Source organism: Pseudomonas sp. Fl5BN2 (assembly GCF_009908205.1).
In the GTDB taxonomy this organism is placed as follows: Bacteria; Pseudomonadota; Gammaproteobacteria; order Pseudomonadales; family Pseudomonadaceae; genus Aquipseudomonas.
Genome location: NZ_JAAARL010000002.1, coordinates 242,786 through 260,980, shown reverse-complemented (window position 1 = coordinate 260,980; position 18,195 = coordinate 242,786). Strand labels below are relative to the sequence as shown.

The 18,195-nt window shown below is 61.6% G+C and carries 16 protein-coding genes and 1 pseudogene; 10 read left to right on the top strand and 7 right to left on the bottom strand.

Annotated features, from left to right (window positions below):
• Positions 1-43 precede the first annotated feature (43 nt).
• Positions 44-1,948, top strand: a complete 1,905-nt coding sequence (htpG, locus tag GV819_RS03555; protein ID WP_161753558.1) for a molecular chaperone HtpG — start codon at positions 44-46, stop codon at positions 1,946-1,948.
• Between the two features lie 71 nt (positions 1,949-2,019).
• Positions 2,020-2,748, top strand: coding sequence for a dienelactone hydrolase family protein (locus tag GV819_RS03550; RefSeq protein ID WP_161753556.1), 729 nt, complete (start codon positions 2,020-2,022; stop codon positions 2,746-2,748).
• 102 nt (positions 2,749-2,850) lie between these two features.
• Here the strand turns inward: GV819_RS03550 and GV819_RS03545 are convergent, their stop codons facing one another.
• Together GV819_RS03545 and GV819_RS03540 are read right to left on the bottom strand one after the other, a co-directional pair.
• Positions 2,851-3,723 (bottom strand): pirin family protein, encoded by an 873-nt coding sequence (locus GV819_RS03545; RefSeq protein WP_161753554.1) that lies wholly within the window; start codon positions 3,721-3,723, stop codon positions 2,851-2,853.
• A gap of 62 nt (positions 3,724-3,785) precedes the next feature.
• Positions 3,786-4,202, bottom strand: coding sequence for an OsmC family protein (locus GV819_RS03540; RefSeq protein WP_161753552.1), 417 nt, complete (start codon positions 4,200-4,202; stop codon positions 3,786-3,788).
• A 254-nt stretch (positions 4,203-4,456) separates the two neighbouring features.
• Between GV819_RS03540 and GV819_RS03535 the strand changes: the two genes are divergently transcribed.
• The 3 genes and pseudogenes from GV819_RS03535 (at position 4,457) to GV819_RS33630 (ending at position 6,686) form a co-directional block, all read left to right on the top strand.
• Positions 4,457-4,921 carry a DUF3859 domain-containing protein gene (locus GV819_RS03535; RefSeq protein ID WP_161753551.1) on the top strand — a complete coding sequence of 155 codons (465 nt, stop codon included), beginning with the start codon at positions 4,457-4,459 and terminating at the stop codon, positions 4,919-4,921.
• A 139-nt stretch (positions 4,922-5,060) separates the two neighbouring features.
• Positions 5,061-5,831, top strand: a pseudogene (locus GV819_RS33635) (MCP four helix bundle domain-containing protein); the annotation flags it as partial.
• Positions 5,823-6,686 carry a methyl-accepting chemotaxis protein gene (locus GV819_RS33630; RefSeq protein WP_434738419.1) on the top strand — a complete coding sequence of 288 codons (864 nt, stop codon included), beginning with the start codon at positions 5,823-5,825 and terminating at the stop codon, positions 6,684-6,686. The pseudogene GV819_RS33635 and the gene GV819_RS33630, both read left to right, overlap by 9 nt.
• A gap of 96 nt (positions 6,687-6,782) precedes the next feature.
• On the opposite strand, the gene fabB is transcribed toward GV819_RS33630, so the two are convergent.
• The 5 genes from fabB to GV819_RS03505 form a co-directional block, all read right to left on the bottom strand.
• Positions 6,783-8,003 (bottom strand): beta-ketoacyl-ACP synthase I, encoded by a 1,221-nt coding sequence (gene fabB, locus GV819_RS03525; protein WP_161753547.1) that lies wholly within the window; start codon positions 8,001-8,003, stop codon positions 6,783-6,785.
• A gap of 11 nt (positions 8,004-8,014) precedes the next feature.
• Entirely contained in the window at positions 8,015-8,530 is a 516-nt protein-coding gene (gene fabA, locus GV819_RS03520) for a 3-hydroxyacyl-[acyl-carrier-protein] dehydratase FabA (protein WP_038996198.1), read from the bottom strand.
• Positions 8,531-8,777: 247 nt separating this feature from the next.
• Entirely contained in the window at positions 8,778-10,679 is a 1,902-nt protein-coding gene (locus tag GV819_RS03515; RefSeq protein ID WP_161753545.1) for an ATP-binding protein, read from the bottom strand.
• Positions 10,676-11,605, bottom strand: a complete 930-nt coding sequence (locus tag GV819_RS03510) for an ABC transporter substrate-binding protein (RefSeq protein ID WP_161753543.1) — start codon at positions 11,603-11,605, stop codon at positions 10,676-10,678. Before GV819_RS03510 ends, GV819_RS03515 begins: the two co-directional genes overlap by 4 nt.
• A 1-nt stretch (position 11,606) precedes the next feature.
• A complete protein-coding gene (locus tag GV819_RS03505) occupies positions 11,607-13,730 on the bottom strand; it encodes a TonB-dependent receptor plug domain-containing protein (RefSeq protein ID WP_161753541.1) in 2,124 nt (707 codons plus the stop codon).
• 195 nt (positions 13,731-13,925) lie between these two features.
• Here GV819_RS03505 and GV819_RS03500 point away from each other — a divergent pair, with 195 nt between their 5' ends.
• From GV819_RS03500 to GV819_RS03480, 5 genes are all read left to right on the top strand, one after another.
• Complete coding sequence (locus GV819_RS03500; RefSeq protein ID WP_161753539.1) at positions 13,926-14,951, top strand: NAD(P)H-dependent glycerol-3-phosphate dehydrogenase; 1,026 nt, start codon at positions 13,926-13,928, stop codon at positions 14,949-14,951.
• 18 nt (positions 14,952-14,969) lie between these two features.
• Positions 14,970-15,317, top strand: a complete 348-nt coding sequence (locus GV819_RS03495) for a DUF4389 domain-containing protein (protein WP_161753537.1) — start codon at positions 14,970-14,972, stop codon at positions 15,315-15,317.
• Positions 15,314-15,763, top strand: a complete 450-nt coding sequence (gene sixA, locus GV819_RS03490) for a phosphohistidine phosphatase SixA (protein ID WP_161753535.1) — start codon at positions 15,314-15,316, stop codon at positions 15,761-15,763. The genes GV819_RS03495 and sixA overlap by 4 nt, the downstream gene beginning before the upstream one ends.
• A 176-nt stretch (positions 15,764-15,939) precedes the next feature.
• Entirely contained in the window at positions 15,940-17,607 is a 1,668-nt protein-coding gene (locus tag GV819_RS03485) for an AMP-binding protein (RefSeq protein ID WP_161753533.1), read from the top strand.
• Positions 17,608-17,638: 31 nt separating this feature from the next.
• Positions 17,639-18,082 carry a hotdog fold thioesterase gene (locus GV819_RS03480; protein WP_161753531.1) on the top strand — a complete coding sequence of 148 codons (444 nt, stop codon included), beginning with the start codon at positions 17,639-17,641 and terminating at the stop codon, positions 18,080-18,082.
• Positions 18,083-18,195 lie beyond the last annotated feature (113 nt).

Here is an 18,195-nt window from a genome sequence, read left to right as displayed (position 1 = left end):
TTCCGGAATGCGGCCACTGCCATCTGATTGGAGTTTGATGACCATGAGTGTGGAAACTCAAAAGGAAACCCTGGGCTTCCAGACCGAGGTGAAGCAGCTGTTGCACCTCATGATCCATTCGCTGTATTCCAACAAGGAAATCTTCCTTCGCGAATTGATCTCGAACGCCTCTGACGCCGTAGACAAATTGCGCTTCGAAGCCCTGTCCAAGCCTGAGTTGCTGGAAGGTGGTGCGGAGCTGAAAATCCGTGTGAGCTTCGACAAGGACGCGAAAACCGTCACCCTCGAAGACAACGGCATCGGCATGAGCCGTGAAGATGTGATCACCCACCTGGGGACCATCGCCAAGTCCGGCACCGCCGATTTCATGAAAAACCTCAGCGGCGACCAGAAAAAGGACTCGCACCTGATCGGTCAGTTCGGTGTCGGCTTCTACTCGGCATTCATTGTCGCCGACCAGGTTGAAGTGTTCAGCCGCCGTGCCGGCCAGCCTGCCAGCGAAGGCGTGCACTGGTTGTCCAAGGGCGAGGGTGACTTTGAAGTCGCCACCGTCGAGAAAGCCGAACGCGGTACGCGCATCGTCCTGCACCTGAAATCCGGCGAAGAAGAGTTCGCTGATGGCTGGCGCCTGCGCAACATCATCAAGAAGTACTCCGACCACATTGCCCTGCCGATCGAGCTGCCGAAAGAGGCTGCTGCCGCTGAAGGCGAAGAGCAGCCTGCGCTGGAATGGGAGACCGTCAACCGCGCCAGTGCTCTGTGGACCCGTCCGCGTACCGAGATCAAGGACGAGGAATACCAGGAGTTCTACAAGCATATTGCCCATGACTTCGAGAACCCGCTGAGCTGGAGCCACAACAAGGTCGAAGGCAAGCTGGAATACAGCTCGTTGCTCTACGTGCCGGCCCGCGCACCGTTCGACCTGTACCAGCGTGAAGCGCCGAAAGGCCTGAAGCTCTATGTGCAGCGCGTGTTCGTCATGGATCAGGCCGAGTCCTTCCTGCCGTTGTACCTGCGCTTCATCAAGGGCGTGGTGGATTCCAACGACCTGTCGCTGAACGTGTCGCGGGAAATCCTGCAGAAAGACCCGATCATTGATTCGATGAAGTCGGCGCTGACCAAGCGCGTCCTCGACATGCTGGAAAAACTGGCGAAGAACGAGCCTGAGCAATACAAGGGTTTCTGGAAAAACTTCGGTCAGGTGATGAAAGAAGGCCCGGCAGAAGATTTCTCCAACAAGGAAAAAATCGCCGGCCTGCTGCGCTTCGCCTCCACGCAGGGTGATGACGGTGAGCAAGCGGTGTCCCTGGCCGACTACCTGGCTCGCGCCAAGGAAGGTCAGGACAAGATCTACTACCTGACCGGCGAAACCTACGCGCAGGTCAAGAACAGCCCGCACCTGGAAGTCTTCCGCAAGAAAGGCATCGAAGTGCTGCTGCTCACCGACCGCATCGACGAGTGGCTGATGAGCTACCTCAGCGAGTTCGACGGCAAGAACTTTGTCGACGTGGCTCGTGGTGACCTGGACCTGGGCAACCTGGACTCGGAAGAGGACAAAAAGGCTGCCGAGGAAGTCGCCAAGACCAAGGAAGGCCTGGTGGAGCGGATCAAGACTGCCCTGGGCGAGAGCGTCAGCGAAGTGCGGGTTTCCCACCGCCTGACCGACTCGCCGGCGATCCTCGCCATTGGCGAGCAGGACCTGGGGCTGCAAATGCGCCAGATCCTCGAAGCCAGCGGGCAGAAGGTTCCGGATTCCAAGCCGATCTTCGAATTCAACCCGAGCCACCCGCTGATCGAGAAACTCGACAGCGAGCAGAGCGAAGAGCGGTTTGGCGACCTGTCGCACATCCTCTTCGATCAGGCGGCCCTGGCGGCCGGCGACAGCTTGAAGGATCCGGCGGCCTATGTGCGCCGGCTGAACAAGCTGCTGGTTGAACTGTCGGTTTAACCGCGTTGCAAGAAAAACCCGCTTCGGCGGGTTTTTTCATTCTGGTGTCCCCCTACTGGAGAAGCTGAACCATGAGTCAAATCACTGTACGTTCCGTGGTCTATCAGATTGATGGCGAGCCTTATGAGGGGCGCCTGGCATTCGATGCCGCACATCAGGGCCCGCGCCCGGGGTTGCTGATGGCGCCGAACTGGATGGGTATCAGCGCCGGCGCGGAGAAAATCGCCGAGTCGGTGGCGGCCAAGGGATATGTGGTGTTGATTGCCGACCTGTACGGCCAGTCGAATCGTCCCAGCGATGCCAATCAGGCGGGTGCCGCGATGATGCCGCTGAAGAATGACCGGGCGCTGTTGCGCAAGCGCATGCAGGCGGCGTTTGCGGCCTTGCAAAGCCAGGTTGAAGCGGCTGTGGACACCTCAAAGCTGGCCACCTTCGGTTTCTGCTTCGGCGGCTGCTGTGCCCTGGAGCTGGCTCGCGATGGCGCGCCGGTCAAGGCTGCGGTGTCCTTCCATGGAACTCTGGATACTCCCAATCCGGCTGATGCGCAGAACATCAACGGCTCGGTGCTGGTGCTGCATGGTGCCGCCGATCCTCTGGTGGCCAAGGAGCAACTACCGGCCTTTGAGGCGGAAATGGATGCGGCGGGGGTTGACTGGCAGTTGGTTAGCTACGGCGGTGCGGTGCATTCCTTCACCGACCCCCATGCCAATGTCCCGGGCAAGATGATGTACGACGCCAAGACGTCTGCCCGGGCCTTCGCCACCATGCACTACCTGCTGGATGAAGTATTCCAGGACTGACCGCAACCCCTGACCCTGTAGGAGCTGGCTTGCCAGCGAAGGCGTCAGTGAGAGCAACACCAGACTCACGGGCCTGTTCGCCGGCAAGCCGGCTCCTACGGATCAGTGGCGGGAAGGGGGCAGTTCGATGCGCTCGTTTTCTCCCGGCACCTGCGGCCAGTCCCCGGCCGCCCAGCGCCTGCGTGCTTCATTGATCAACAGCGGGTCGCTGGCAACAAAGTTCCAGTTGATCCGTCGCGGCCCGTCCAGGGGCGCACCGCCGATCAGTACCGCATGGCAATCGCTCTCGGCGAACAGGGTCGCAGTCTCTCCTTCCGGCAACACCACCAATGAATGTGCCACTACTGGCTCGCCATCCAGTTGGGCCTCGCCGTCGAGTACATACAGCGCGCGCTGCTGATGTTCGGTAGGAATCAGCAGGCTGGTGGCGGTCTGTAATCGCAACTCGGCGTACAGGGTCGGGGAGAGCACCGGCACCGGAGACTCCAGGCAAAATCCCGTGCCTGCAATCATGCGGATTGCCACCCCGAGGTTGTCGCTCACTGGCAGTGTGGCGGCGGGGTGATGACTGTAGTGCCCAGGCCCCTGTTCATGCTCCTTGGGCGACGCCAGCCAGACCTGGAGTCCATGCATCTCGAAGTCCTCGGCCAGCAACGCCTCGGGTGTGCGTTCGACGTGGGCGATGGCGCTGCCGGCGGTCATCCAGCTGACATCCCCGGCTTGCACGATCTGGTCCGAGCCAAGGCTGTCCTTATGCTGGATCTGCCCATCGAACAGGTAGGTGAGGGTGGACAGGCCGATATGCGGATGCTGGCGAATGTTCATGCCCTTGCCCGCCGGGTAGGCGGTTTCCAGCATATGGTCGAAGAATACGAAAGGTCCGACGCTGCGGCATTGGGCCGACGGCAAGGGGCGCAGGATGGGCTGGCCTTCAACGTCCTCGATGCGGGGACGGATCACGAGGGGAGAGTTCATGGCGGATTCCAGGCTGATCGGGTTATGCCCGGGAGCATAACCCGCTTGCGCAGCCCTTGCCGCTACTGGCTGAAGGTGCCTTCGCTGAGATGGGTTTCGATGCTGACTTCGCTGGTGGTCATCAGTTTGTGGATCGGGCAGCGGTCAGCCACGCGATGCAGTTCATCGCGCTGGGCGTCGCTGAGCACGCCCTTGAGGGTCAGCTTCACATGCAGGGCGTACTTGCCTTTCTGCTCTTCACTGTTGTCGTGCTTGATCTCCACCGTGACCCCGGTGAGCGGGATGTTTTTCTTCTGCGCGTAGAGCTTCAGGGTCAGGGCCTTGCAGGCACCCAGGGCGGCGTCGAAGTAATCATGGGGTTCGGGCGCGGTACCTTCGCCGCCAGCGGACGTAGGCAGATCGGCGAACAATTGATGGTCGTCGACCTGGATGCTGTGGCGGTAGCTGTCGCTGGACTCGGTATTGACGGTAATAGTCATGGCAAACCTCAGGCAGTGAAGAAACTGGGATCAGGCTTTGAAGGTGCTGGAGTTATAGAGCATCTCCAGGCGTGGGCGTTGCTCTTTTTTCCGTGCCTGCGGCGTGGTGCTGCGTTCTATCCAGCGTCGATGTGGAGCCGCCGGCTCGCCGACTGATGCTTCTGGTGGCTCCCGAATCATTGGGCGCGACAGACTGTCATCAGCCTGTCACGCCTGCTTCATAAGCTCGCGCCATCTCAATCAAGGAGCGTGATATGCACTTCACTCGTTCAAGCGCGCTGGTAGCGCTGATGATCTTCAGTGGTTTGGCCAGTGCGGAGGTTCGTCTCGAAGGCCCCGTGGAACATGGCGTGTTCGAAGGGCCCAAGGCCGAGCTGCAATCGGGGGAGCGGGTGTTGCGTCGCAGCAATGAGACGATCCAGCAGACAGAGGTGATTCCGGCCCGGCTCGGGACCAAGTTCGGCATGCGTTACCAACTGCTGGGCAAGGTCGCCGGAGATCAGCCCCTGACTCTGCTTTACCTGACTCCGGGCATCCGTACGCCGGACGGTGTGCGTCACGACAAGTTCGAGATCACCCAGAAGCTGGTGCCCAATGCGCCTCAGGATGTGATGGCCTACGAGTTCACCGAAAACCATGAAGTGGTTCCCGGCGAGTGGCATTTCATGGTCTTCCAAGGTGACCGTTTGTTGGCACAACAGCGATTTTCAGTGCGCTGAATCGTTTCATGCCCAGGTATCGAAGTGCTAGGGCGTTTTGATATCACGTTTTTGTCTTACGCAAATTTCCGCTGGCCCGATACCGTCTAAGAGCAACCTGCTGCAAGGCCTTGCAGCGCTCTAGGAAGGAGCCAGAGGAATGAGTCTCAGAAGTCTCAATATTGCGCCTCGCGCAAGCCTGGGTTTCGGTTTGCTGGCGCTGATGGTGTTTGCCCTGGGGATATTCGCCCTGATGCAGATGGCCAACATGCGCGAGCAATCCGATGAGGTGGAAAGCAATTGGCTGCCCAGCGTCATGTCCGTCGGTGACATGAACCAGGACCTGCTGCGCATTCGCGCCCTGACCCTGCGTCTGCTGATCAATCGCGACCCGCAGGCGATTGCCCAGAACGAAAGCAAGATCAACGATATCAAGAATGGCCTGGGCGTCGCTCAGGGGCGCTATGAGTCGCTGATTGTGCTGCCCCAGGAGCGAGTCCTGTTCGATCGTTTCAAAGCCATAGAAAAACAGTACCTGCAACGTCAGGCCCAGGTCATGGCGTTCTCCGGGCAGAATCAGCTGGAGGAGGCGGTCAAGGTGGTCAACGGTGAGATGAACCAGTTGGCCGATGAAATGGCTGCGACCCTGCACGAGCTGATCGAGTTGAACAAGCAGAGTGCGACCCGCGCCACCGATCTGGCCCAGGCGGTGTTCAGCAAGTCGCGGGTCTGGGTGGTGGCGATGATTGTGCTGGCGGCGCTGGTGACCATTGGCTTGGCGCTGCTGTTGACCCGGAGCATCGTCCTGCCGCTGGCGCAGTCGTTGAATGTGGCTGAGGTGGTGGCCGGCGGTGACCTGACCGGTGATATCACGGTGAGCGGCAAGGACGAGCCGGCGCGGCTGTTGCAGGCGCTCAAGGCCATGCAGCAGAGCCTGAGGGAAACCATCCGGCGCATCTCCGACTCTTCCAGCCAGTTGGCCTCGGCCTCGGAGGAGCTCAGTTGCGTCACCGAGGATGCGACCCGTGGCTTGCATCAGCAGAGCCTGGAGATCGAGCAGGCCGCCACCGCGGTGAATCAGATGACCGCAGCAGTGGAAGAGGTGGCCAGCAACGCGGTGGCCACGTCCGAGGCCTCCCGGGAGTCCGATCGGATCGCCCAGCAGGGGCGTGAGCAGGTGCATCAGACCGTGCTGTCCATCGAGTCGCTGGCCGAGGATGTGACAGCCAATGCCAGCCAGGTGGAAGACCTGGCGCAGAAGGTCTATGGCATCAGCAAGGTGCTGGAGGTGATCCGTTCCATCGCCGATCAGACCAATTTGCTGGCACTGAACGCGGCCATCGAGGCGGCGCGGGCTGGGGATGCCGGGCGCGGGTTTGCCGTGGTGGCCGACGAGGTGCGGGCCCTGGCCTATCGAACCCAGCAGTCGACCCAGGAAATCGAACAGATGATCGGCGGTATCCAGCAGGGCACCGATCAGGCGGTCAGTTCCATGCAGCAGAGCAACAGCCGCGCCCGCTCGACCCTGGAAGTGGCCAAGGCGGCGGGGCAGGCGCTGGAGGAGATTGCTTCGGCCTTCACCCTGATCAATGAGCGCAATATCGTGATTGCCAGTGCTTCGGAGCAGCAAGCGGCGGTAGCGCGTGAGGTGGACCGTAATCTGATGAACATCCGCGACCTGGCCCAGCAGACGTCTGCTGGGGCCAATCAGACCAGCGCCGCCAGCCAGGAGCTGTCGCGGTTGGCGGTGGACCTGAACACCATGGTGGCGCGATTCTCGGTGTAAGCCGGATTTACCCGTGGCAGCCGGCTTGCCGGCGAATGGCAGGCGAAAAAAAGCCCCGAACCAGTCGGGGCTTTTTGTTCAACCAGGTAGCGGGGCTTACTTGCCCTGCCAGCGCTTGAGCACCAGGGTAGCGTTGGTGCCACCGAAGCCGAAGCTGTTGCTCATCACGGTGTTGATGGTGGCGTCTTCGCGAGTCTTGGTCAGGATCGGCATATCGGCCACTTCCGGATCCAGTTCGTCGATGTTGGCCGAGCCGGCCATGAAGTTGCCTTCCATCATCAGCATGCAGTAGATCGCTTCGTGAACGCCGGCGGCGCCCAGGGAGTGACCCGACAGGCTCTTGGTGGAGCTGATGGCTGGAGCCTTGCCGGCGAACACTTCACGCACGCCTTTCATTTCCGCGACGTCGCCGACCGGAGTCGAGGTGCCGTGGGTGTTCAGGTAGTCGATCGGTGTGTCGACGGTGGACATCGCCATCTGCATGCAGCGGATTGCGCCTTCGCCGCTTGGAGCGACCATGTCGTAGCCGTCGGAAGTGGCGCCGTAACCGACGATTTCCGCGTAGATCTTGGCACCACGGGCCAGAGCGTGTTCCAGCTCCTCGACCACCACCATGCCGCCACCGCCGGCAATGACGAAACCGTCACGCTTGGCGTCGTAGGCGCGGGAGGCTTTTTCCGGAGTGTCGTTGTACTGGCTGGACAGGGCGCCCATGGCGTCGAACAGGAACGACTGGCTCCAATGCTCTTCTTCACCGCCGCCGGCGAAGACGATGTCCTGCTTGCCCATCTGGATCTGTTCCATGGCGGTACCGATGCAGTGGGCACTGGTAGCGCAGGCAGAAGCGATCGAGTAGTTCAGGCCCTTGATCTTGAATGGCGTGGCCAGGCAGGCGGAAACCGTGCTGCTCATGGTCCGCGTGACGCGGTACGGGCCAACGCGCTTGACGCCTTTCTCGCGCAGGATGTCCAGCGCTTCCATCTGGTTCAGGGTCGAGGCACCACCGGAACCGGCGATCAGGCCGGTACGCGGGTTGGACACTTGTTCTTCGCTCAGGCCGGAGTCGGCAATGGCGTCTTTCATGGCCAGGTAGGCGTAAGCCGCCGCATGGCCGACGAAACGATAGATCTTGCGATCGATCAGCTCTTCGAGGTTCAGGTCAATGGAGCCGGAAACCTGGCTACGCAGACCCATTTCGGCATATTCCGGGTTGAAGCGGATGCCCGGGCGACTTGCACGCAGGTTAGCGGAGACGGTCTCTTTGTCATTGCCCAGGCACGAAACGATGCCAAGACCTGTGATAACGACGCGGCGCATGCGGATAACCCTTAGAAGTTGTCAGTTGAGGTAAACACGCCGACCCGAAGGCCTTCGGCGGTATAGATTTCGCGGCCGTCAACGCTGACCGAACCATCGGCGATGGCCATGTTCAGCTTGCCCTTGAGCACGCGCTTGATGTGAATGTTATAGGTGACTTTTTTCGCGGTTGGCAGTACCTGGCCGAAGAATTTCACTTCCCCCGAACCCAGGGCACGGCCACGGCCCGGCAGGCCTTGCCAGCCGAGGAAGAAACCGACCAGCTGCCACATGGCATCCAGGCCCAGGCAGCCTGGCATTACCGGGTCGCCTTCGAAGTGGCAAGCGAAGAACCACAGGTCTGGAGTGATATCCAGCTCAGCGACCAATTCACCTTTACCGTACTTGCCACCCTCTTCGCTGATATGGGCGATACGATCCACCATCAGCATGTTGGGGGCGGGCAGTTGCGCGTTACCTGGGCCGAACAGCTCACCGCGACTGCAGCGCAGCAGGTCTTCCCGAGTAAAGGCGTTTTGTTTGGTCATGCGAGCTCCTCAATAGTCCCGTGCGGCAGGGTTGGGCAATCTTCCCGGCCGATCGAAGCGTTCATGCCTCGAGCCGGCAGCCTACTCATAGACTATTGCGTTGTAGTGAAAGTCACAGCGCAAAGGGCATGAATGTACACTTGTGCACTGAAATTTTTTTTGAGGGCCTTTTCGGGGCCCCGTCGGGTGCCTAAGACTGCCGCACTTTCGCCCATGACGCCAGTCGCAGATGTTTGAAAATAGCCTGTTACTGCACCCAACGTTGGAGAATTTGCTGCAGATCCGCGCGCTTGAACGGCTTGGCCAGGTAGTCGTTCATGCCCGCCGAGAGACAGGCTTCACGGTCGCCCTGCAAGGCGTTGGCAGTCAGGGCGATGATCGGTAAATCGGCACAGCCGGGCAGTTGGCGGATCTGCCGGGTGGCTTCATAGCCGTCGACCAGCGGCAATCGGCAATCCATCAGGATCGCCTCGAAAATCAGGCTTTCGGCACTGCGCACCGCTTGGGCGCCGTCCGTGACGATGCTCACGGTGAAGCCCAGGCTGCGCAGCATGGCCTGGATCACTGTCTGGTTCACCGGGTTGTCCTCCACCAGCAGCACGTTGCGCCCTTCACCCTGATGCGCTGTGGTGTTCACCCGCGGGGCCAGCACCGGCAAGCTCTGCTGAAACAGCGCCAGAGGGATTTCCAGGGTGAACACCGAGCCGCGACCTTCCTCGCTCTGGGCCCTTAGGGTGCCGCCCATGTGCTCGGCCAGGGTCCGGGCGATAGGCAAGCCCAGGCCGGTACCGCCATAGCGTCGGGAGATCGAGCTGTCGGCCTGCTGGAAAGCATCGAACATCAGCTCCAGGCTGGCCGGGCTGATGCCGATCCCACTGTCGCGCACCGAGCAGGTGAACCACAGGAGCTCATGATCCAGGGCCTGCCACTGCGGTTCGATGGTGACACTGCCTTGCTCGGTGAACTTCAACGCATTGCCGATCAGGTTGACCAGGATCTGGCGGATTCGCGTCGGATCGCCCTTGACCTGCAGCGACTCCATGCCCGGCGGTAGCCGCAGTTGCAGGTCCAGGCCCCGTTGCAAGGCGCTGTGCTGGAACGCCTGGGCCGAGCTGCTGATCAACTCGGCGAGGTTGAACGGGATGTGTTCCAGTTCCAGCGCCGAGCGCTCGATGCGCGAGAAGTCGAGGATGTCGTTGATCACTTTCAGCAAGTGCTCGGTGGATTCGGAGGCCAGCGCCGCGTATTCGCTCTGCTCCTGGGTCATCTCGGTGGTTTCCAGCAACTGCAGCATGCCCAGTACGCCATTCATCGGGGTGCGCAGCTCGTGGCTCATCATGGCCAGGAAGTCCGATTTGGCCTTGTTTGCCCGTTCCGCTTCTTCCCGGGTCTGAATCAGCTGGGACATGGCTTGCTGCTGTTCGCGGCTGGCCAGCTCCAGGCCGGTGGCGAGGTTGTTGATATGCCGCGCCAGATTGCCCAGTTCACCGTCATCGACGATCGGCAGCGGGGTCTTGAAGTCGCCTTCCTGGATCGCTTTCACCGCGTGGCCCATGGCGCTGATGGGCTGCGCCAGGCCTGCCGCCAGGCGTCGTGCCAGCAGATAGGTAAAGAGCAGGGCGAACAGCGCGAGGACGCCAGCCTTGAGGAGGATCTCCTGCTGGCGCTGATTGAAGGCATCGTTGGACATGCCGACGATCACTCGCCCCAGATAGCCGTCGCTCTGGTTGGCCTGGCTGGTGGGATCATTCTGCAGGAAGTCGTTGTGCACCTGGATGCGCTGCAGGCGTATCGGCGCCTGGAACACTTTGATCTGTTGCGCGTGGTTGTGACTGGCAGATGGCTGCTCGACATACACCAGAATGTTGTTGGCGCTGTCCTGGACTTCCAGGAAATGCACGTGCGGCGTGGCCAATGTGGCTTGCAACAGGCTTTCCAGGCCCTCGTTGTTACCGGAGATCACCCCATATTCGGTGGCCGGTGCCAGTTGGTTGGCAATCAGTTGGCCCGTATGGTTCAGCTCCTGGCGCAGATCCTGGATGCGCACAAAGGTAAAGAAGCTGATCAGCAACAACGTCAGGAGCAGGGCCGGACCAAGGCTGATGAGCTGAGTGCGGGTATGGATGTCCCAACGGCGACGCAATGTCATGGGCGTTTCTCTCCTTCACTCAACTGGCGTGCGACGGCCTCGGGGTCGATTTCCTCGATGCCCAGGGAGCGTGCCACCTGTGGGTTGCTCAGTACTTTGAAGGCCGCCGGGTACAGCGCGCGGGGCCAGCGTGTTGGTGGTTGGTCAAGCAGTTGGTCCAGGGTACGCAACCAGTCTTGCTGGTCGCTGTAGGTGCTGGCCAGGCTGCCGGCCCTGACGAAGCCGGCATTGGGGCCGATCAAGGCCTGGTGCCTGGCGTAGCTGCTGAGCAACAGGTTTTTTACGGTCTTGGGGTTGTACAGCCTGGGGTCATCCAGGCCCAGGAGGACGTCGCTGTTGCGCAGTACTTCTTGCAGCGGACGGCTGTCACTGGTGCTGTCCCAGAGGGTTGCGACGATTTCCATATCCAGGGATTGCGCCGCTGTGCGCAGTTCTTTCAGCAGGAAGCGGCTTTCTTCGCTGTACAGCACTCCCACCCGACGCACCTGAGGCAGGACCGCGTGGATCAGGTGCAGCTGGCGGCTCAGGGGCGGGTCGCTCCAGAGCAAGCTGAGTTTAGGGTGAGGCACCTGCGGCAGGCGCTGTTCGGCCTGCAGGCGGCTGATGCGCAGCACCAGGGTGGCCGGGCCTTGAGGGTCTTGCAGGCGCCAGTCGAGGCTTTGCGGGTCCAGCAGGATCAGGCGCGTGGCGCTGGGCAACTGGCTTGGCGTCGGCAACTGTGCCAGCGGCACGAAGCGTACCCGATCCTGGGGGCGCTGGGCGGCCAGTTCCTGGGTAAAGGTGCGTACGCCTTCGTTGTCTTCGCTGGCCGTCAGCAGGACTTCGGCGGCGCGCAGCGGTGTGCACAGCAGCAGCCCCAGGAGGAGCAGGATCCAGCCGAGTCGACGTGGTATGCGCAAGCCCCCCCGGGGCCGGTAGCGGGCCATGCTAGAACTCGAGCTCTGCGCTGAAATAGACCACGTGTCGCGAATCGTAGCGGTTGTCGGCGAAGGTGGTGGGCTCATGGTCGAGCCGTTGCTGCAGTGTGCCGGCCAGTTCCAGGTTGGCCTTGCCCAGGGCCAGGCGTTTGGCAATACGGGTATCGACCCGTTCGAAGCGGTAGCCGTTGAGGGCGTTGTCGCCATAGTAGAAGAGCGCGCTGGACCAGCCCTGGCCCCAATTGCGCAGCCAGCCGGCGGAGCCGCTGTTGCTGGCGGTCAGGCGCTGGTCCAGGCGATTGCTGGCGTCGGCATGGACGTAGGCGTAGGTCAGGCGTAGCCGGTCGGCGCGGCTCAGTTGCCAGTCCAGTTGGGTCTCGGTGCCGGAGAAGCGTGACGAGTTGCTGTTGCTGGCGATGTACTGGTTGTTGCGCAGCGGTTCGCTGATCATCCCGCTGATTTCGTCATAGAACAGCTTGATGTCGAGGTTCAGCGCCTGGTCGATGAAGTAGCCGTTGTAGCCCAGCTCTCGGGAGCGCATGTGTTCCTGGTCGAGGTTGCCGGGGCCGCGGGTCTTGACGAAGTATTGAGCGCTGCTCTGGCCGTTGACCGGGCTGCTCAGGCCGGTGACCCGATAGCTCCAGTTGACGTTGTTCTCGAACATGTCCGGGGAGCGGATGGCTTCCGAGTAGACCGCGCGCAAGCCGTGGCGCGGGTTGATCAGGTAGTTGACCGCGAGCCGTGGAGTCAGGGAGTTGCCGGTCAGCTGGGTGTCTTCGTACATAGCCCCGCCCTGGATCAGCCAATGCTCGCTGGCCCGCCATTCCAGCTGGCCGAACAGGCGCCAGGTGGTGTCGTCGAGGGTGCCGTTGAAGTAGGTTTCGGAGTCGGCCCGGTCGTAACGATAGTTCATGCCGCTGACCAGTCGCAGGTTATCGCTGAGGCTCAGGGTGTCCTGCAGTTCCAGGTCGTAGCGGGTTTCCCGGGCGCTCTGGTCGATATTGCCGCAGACGGTGTTCTTGCCACCGCCGTTTTTCCATTGGTCGATGACCTGATTGGCCAATGCCTGTTCCGTCGGGGTTCCGCTGGGCGCTGCGCTTAAATAATCGGGCATGTGGCGTGCCAGGCGCTCGGCGTAGTTCGGATTGACTTGCCACAGGCGCGTCAGCTCTGGGCTGAAGGAAATCGCCGCATCGCAGGCACGCCAGGTCTGCTGGCGATCCCAGTGCTGGGCCGAGCCCTGGATATAGAGGCTGTGCTGGGGGTTGAGCTCCAGGTTCCAGCGCAGCGATCCGGCGTAGTCCTTGGCCACCACATCGGAGTTGTTGCCCTGCTGGGATACGCCATGGAACACCGGCTGATAGGTATAGGGCCGCTGATTGGTGCCTTCCTTGGCGTTCAACTGCCAGTCGATGCTCTGCTGTTCGTTGAGCATCTGGCTCACGGAGAGACTGAAGCGGTTCAAGCGTTTGCTGTCGCGGTAGTCGGCGCCCAGGCGATTCTCGTCGAAGCCATCATCCTCCTGCCCGGACAGCGACAGGCGCAGGTCGCCGGTTTCCCAGCCGGTGCCCTGGCTGGCGTACCAGTCGCTGATGCCGCGCTGGCCCCGGGTCAGCTTGACCCGCGTGCCATGGCTGTTGGCCGGGGCGCGGGTGATGATGTTGACCACCGCCATCAGCGCATTGGCGCCATAGCTGACGGTGTTGGGGCCGCGAAACACCTCGATGCGCTCGATGTCTTCCATGGCCACCGGAATATCGCTCCAGTCCACCGTCGCCAGGCCCGCGCGGTACACCGAGCGTCCGTCGATCAGCACCTGCATGCGCCGCGCTTCGCTGGCGTTGGTGCCGTGGTAGTTGACCGTGGCCTGGTTGCCGCTGATGGCGCCGACCATCATCCCCGGCACCAGGCGCAGCAGCTCGCTGATGTCGCGGGCGCCACTGGCCTTGATCAGTTCGTTGTCGAGCACGGTCATGCTGCCGGGGACCGCTGCGGGAGATTGTTTCAGGCGGGTGGCGGTCAGCACTTGCGGCAGGGCGGAGCCGTCGACAAACAGATCGTCGGCCAGCACCGAGTGGCCGAACAGCATGCCCAGCAACAGTGACAGACGAAGAGGTGAGGGACCAACGAACACGACACAGCCTTGAATCTTGATGGATGGCGCGCATGTTAACCGAGACGGTCGATTTTTCCATTCAGGAACCCCGACATTCCCCGAGTGACGGCACTTGTTCTCAACATTTTTTTTCAATGGCCGCTGGGGCTGGTGATGAGAAAACCGCCCCGTATAATGCCGCCATCGCCACTGCTATGGATAAACGGATTGCATATGACACAACAGCGCCCTATTGCGGTCCTGGGAGGCGGAAGTTTTGGTACCGCCGTGGCCAACCTGCTAGCCGAGAACGGTCACCCGGTGCGGCAGTGGATGCGTGACCCCGAGCAGGCCGAGGCCATTCGGGTCAATCGCGAGAATCCGCGTTACCTCAAGGGCATCAAGATTCATCCGGCGGTGGAGCCGGTCACCGACCTGCTGGCCACCCTGAATGACAGCGACCTGTGTTTTGTCGCGTTGCCTTCCAGCGCCCTGCGCTCGGTGCTCGCGCCTCATGCGCAGCTGTTGAGCGGCAAGATGCTGGTCAGCTTGACCAAGGGCATCGAAGCCCAGACCTTCAAGCTGATGAGCGAGATCCTCGAGGACATCGCGCCACAGGCACGGATCGGGGTGCTCTCCGGGCCCAACCTGGCTCGGGAAGTGGCGGAGCACGCGCTGACTGCTACCGTGGTCGCCAGTGAAGATGAAGAGTTGTGCCAGCGGGTCCAGGCTGCGCTGCACGGCCGGACTTTCCGGGTCTACGCCAGTACCGACCGTTTCGGTGTGGAACTGGGCGGGGCCTTGAAGAACGTTTACGCAATCATCGCCGGGATGGCAGTGGCCCTGGGCATGGGGGAGAACACCAAGAGCATGCTGATCACCCGCGCCCTGGCGGAGATGACCCGTTTCGCCGTCAGCCAAGGGGCCAACCCCATGACCTTCCTTGGCCTGGCCGGCGTTGGCGACCTGATCGTCACCTGCTCCTCGTCCAAGAGCCGCAACTACCAGGTAGGCTTTGCCCTGGGCCAGGGGCTGAGCCTGGAGGATGCGGTGGCCCGCCTGGGCGAAGTGGCGGAAGGTGTCAATACCCTCAAGGTGCTCAAGGTCAAGGCCCAGGAGCTGGGAGTCTATATGCCGCTGGTGGCCGGGCTGCACGCGATTCTGTTCGAAGGGCGTACGCTGAATCAGGTGATCGAGTTGCTGATGCGTGGCGAGCCGAAAACCGACGTCGACTTTATCTCCACCAGCGGATTCAACTGAGCAGTACAGGAGCCAGACATGAACGATACGAATTCCGAAGCCAAATACCAGTCCATCCTCCTGCGGGTGTTGTGGATGCTGGTGTTCGTGCTGGTGTGGCAGGTGGCGCAGTTTCTTCTCGGTGCCTTGGTCCTGGTGCAGCTGATCTACCGGCTGATCTACGGCGCGCCGAATGCCAGCCTGATGAACTTTGGCGACAGCCTGAGCCAGTTCCTCGCGCAGATCGGCCGTTTTGGCAGCTTCCATAGTGAGCAGAAACCCTGGCCGTTTGCCGATTGGCCGGCCCCGCGGGCGCCTGAAGGGGAGGCCCCCCACAGCGTGCCACCAGCGCCCCATCCTGCCCGTGACGAGGAGCCCAAGCTGTGAAGCTGTGGATCCTGCGGCACGGTCAAGCCGAGTCTCACGCGGCCACCGATGCCGAGCGCAACCTCACGGCCCATGGCCGCGAGGAGGTGCTGCGCAGTGCCGCCCAACTGATTGGCCAGCCCATCAGCGCGATCATTGCCAGTCCATATGTGCGGGCCCAGCAGACCGCGCAACTGGTGTGCGAAGCACTGGGTTTCGAAGGGGAGATCCGCACAGTGCCCTGGCTGACGCCAGACGCCAATCCGTTGCAGGTGCTGGAACAACTGGACAGTGCGGACAATCTGCTGTTGGTCAGCCATCACCCCCTGGTGGGCAGCCTGATCGGCTTGCTGCAGCACGGTCATCTGCGTGATCCTCTGTCGATGAATACCGCCAGCCTGGCGGAGCTGGAAGGCGATTGGCCGCTGGCCGGGTTGATGAGCCTCAACGGCGTCACCCATCCATAACGCCCCCGGCGGCCGGGCATGTCCAGGCCGCCCCTGATCTCCGGGGCGGGACCGGCAGCCGGTTGCGATCCGCTACATTTCTTAACTTGCAGCGCTCCTTTGTGCGTGGAATAGTCGACCGAGCAAGTGCTTGGTTGGCTGGTGTCACGAACAGAATAAAAACAAAGGAGCGAGTCATGTCTGCTGCTTTTCGTTTGCCGCTGCAAGTGTTCTACGAGCGCGAGGCTGGTCATCCCCAGCAACGTTTCCTGGTTCAGCCCAGTGCCGGAGGGCAGGTGCAGGAGCTGAACTGGTCCGAGGTCGGCCAGCAGGCCCGGCGCGCCGCCCAATGGCTACGGGAGCGGCAACTGCCCCCAGGCAGCCACATTGCGATCATCGGCAAGAACTCCGCGCATTGGGTCATCAGCGACCTGGCCATCTGGATGGCCGGACACGTTTCGGTGCCGCTGTATCCCAACCTCAGCGCCGACTCGGTGGCCCAGGTACTGGAACACTCCGAGTCGGCTCTGGTGTTCATCGGCAAGCTCGATGATTGGCCGAGCATGGCCCCGGGAGTCAGGCCCGGATTGCCCACCGTCTGCCTGCCGCTGGCTCCCGATGGGCATTTCGATTTCAGTTGGGACGACCTGCAGCTTTGTCAGCCGATTGCCGACCATCCATGTCCGCCTGCGGATCAGTTGGCTACCATCATCTACACCTCCGGTACTACGGGCTTGCCCAAAGGTGTGATGCATAGTTTTGCCAACCTGGGCTTTGCTGCCAGCCACGGGGTTCGGCTCTTCGGCCTCGGCCCCACGGATCGGCTGCTGTCCTATCTGCCGTTGTGCCATGTGGCCGAGCGCATGTTCGTCGAGATGGCGGCGATCTATACCGGGCAGACGGTGTTCTTTGCCGAGAGCCTCGATACCTTTCTGGCCGATCTGCAACGGGCTCGGCCCACGGCGTTATTTGGGGTGCCGAGGATCTGGACCAAGTTCCAGATGGGGGTCTACAGCAAGGTGCCGGCCAAACGCCTGGATTTTCTCCTGAGCCTGCCTTTTATCGGCAAGCGTATCGGCCACAAGGTTCTCGCCGGGCTGGGGCTGGATGCTTTGCGGGTGGCACTGTCAGGAGCGGCGCCGGTGCCCCAGCCCCTGTTGCTCTGGTATCGCCGCCTGGGCCTGGACGTGCTGGAGGTTTATGGCATGACCGAGAACTGCGGTTATTCCCATATCGGTCGTCCCGGGGAGCATGTTCCCGGCTGGATCGGCCGGCCGTGTCCCCAAGTCGAGGTGCGTATCGACGAGGCGGGAGAGGTCCTGGTACGCAGCGGCGCCACCATGCAGGGGTACTTCAAGGACCCGCATAAAACTGCCGAAACCATCACCGAGGACGGTTTTCTGCGCACCGGTGACAAGGGCGAGCAGGACGCTGCCGGTAATCTGCGCCTGACCGGCCGGCTCAAGGAAATCTTCAAGACCAGCAAGGGCAAGTATGTGGCTCCGGCGCCTATCGAGAACCGCCTGGCGGTGCATTCGCATATCGAACAGGTGTGTGTGGTCGGCGACGGGTTGAGCGCTCCCCTGGGGTTGTGCGTGCTGTCGGCAGCAGGCTTGCAGGCCGCCGGTGGCAGTTCCCGTGAAGGGCTGCACAGTAGCCTGGAAAGTCTCCTGGCCCAGGTCAATGGCAGCCTGGACAAGCATGAGCGCCTGCATCGGCTGGTGGTGGTCAAGGGCAGCTGGGCGGTGGAGAACGGCTTCCTGACCCCGACCCTGAAGATCAAGCGCAATGTGATCGAGGCCACCTATGGTGGGAGTTTTCAAACCTGGAGCGAGCGCAGCGAAGCCGTGCTGTGGCAGGATTGATTGGCAATAACCACCCTAGAAGGAAGCGGCGATGAGTCTGTGGCGTACCATTCCGAACATCGAGCAGTTGAATGCAATCCAGAAGAACACCATCGGCGAAGTGCTGGACATTCGCTTCGAGTCCTTTGACCAGGAGTCGCTGACGGCCAGCATGGTCATTGACCATCGCACCCACCAGCCTTATGGCCTGCTGCATGGTGGAGCGTCGGTGGTGCTGGCGGAAACCGTCGGCTCCATGGCCAGTTACCTGTGCATCGATGCCAGCAAGTTCTATTGCGTGGGCCTGGAGATCAATGCCAATCACCTGCGGGGCTTGCGCAGTGGGCGGGTAACGGCGGTGGCCAGGGCTATCCATATCGGCCGTACCACTCACGTCTGGGACATCCGCCTGAGCAGCGACGAAGGCAAGGCCAGTTGTGTCTCGCGCTTGACCATGGCGGTGGTGCCGTTGGGGCAGACGCCGCCGGCGGCTTGAACTCAGCCTGCATAGGCTGAACCTGGGTGTCAGTATTCCTGTCCGTTACGGTCATTGCCCTGGTGGCGGGGCTTGCGGACAATCGCCGTTGGTTTGGTGGATGGATGAGTCGG

Excerpts from the sequence above, each read along its gene's own strand:
- htpG (WP_161753558.1), top strand. The coding sequence starts at position 44 with ATGAGTGTGGAAACTCAAAAGGAAACCCTGGGCTTCCAGACCGAGGTG.
- GV819_RS03550 (WP_161753556.1), top strand. The coding sequence starts at position 2,020 with ATGAGTCAAATCACTGTACGTTCCGTGGTCTATCAGATTGATGGCGAG.
- GV819_RS03545 (WP_161753554.1), bottom strand. The coding sequence starts at position 3,723 with ATGAACTCTCCCCTCGTGATCCGTCCCCGCATCGAGGACGTTGAAGGC.
- GV819_RS03540 (WP_161753552.1), bottom strand. The coding sequence starts at position 4,202 with ATGACTATTACCGTCAATACCGAGTCCAGCGACAGCTACCGCCACAGC.
- GV819_RS03535 (WP_161753551.1), top strand. The coding sequence starts at position 4,457 with ATGCACTTCACTCGTTCAAGCGCGCTGGTAGCGCTGATGATCTTCAGT.
- GV819_RS33630 (WP_434738419.1), top strand. The coding sequence starts at position 5,823 with ATGCAGCAGAGCCTGAGGGAAACCATCCGGCGCATCTCCGACTCTTCC.
- fabB (WP_161753547.1), bottom strand. The coding sequence starts at position 8,003 with ATGCGCCGCGTCGTTATCACAGGTCTTGGCATCGTTTCGTGCCTGGGC.
- fabA (WP_038996198.1), bottom strand. The coding sequence starts at position 8,530 with ATGACCAAACAAAACGCCTTTACTCGGGAAGACCTGCTGCGCTGCAGT.
- GV819_RS03515 (WP_161753545.1), bottom strand. The coding sequence starts at position 10,679 with ATGACATTGCGTCGCCGTTGGGACATCCATACCCGCACTCAGCTCATC.
- GV819_RS03510 (WP_161753543.1), bottom strand. The coding sequence starts at position 11,605 with ATGGCCCGCTACCGGCCCCGGGGGGGCTTGCGCATACCACGTCGACTC.
- GV819_RS03500 (WP_161753539.1), top strand. The coding sequence starts at position 13,926 with ATGACACAACAGCGCCCTATTGCGGTCCTGGGAGGCGGAAGTTTTGGT.
- GV819_RS03495 (WP_161753537.1), top strand. The coding sequence starts at position 14,970 with ATGAACGATACGAATTCCGAAGCCAAATACCAGTCCATCCTCCTGCGG.
- GV819_RS03485 (WP_161753533.1), top strand. The coding sequence starts at position 15,940 with ATGTCTGCTGCTTTTCGTTTGCCGCTGCAAGTGTTCTACGAGCGCGAG.
- GV819_RS03480 (WP_161753531.1), top strand. The coding sequence starts at position 17,639 with ATGAGTCTGTGGCGTACCATTCCGAACATCGAGCAGTTGAATGCAATC.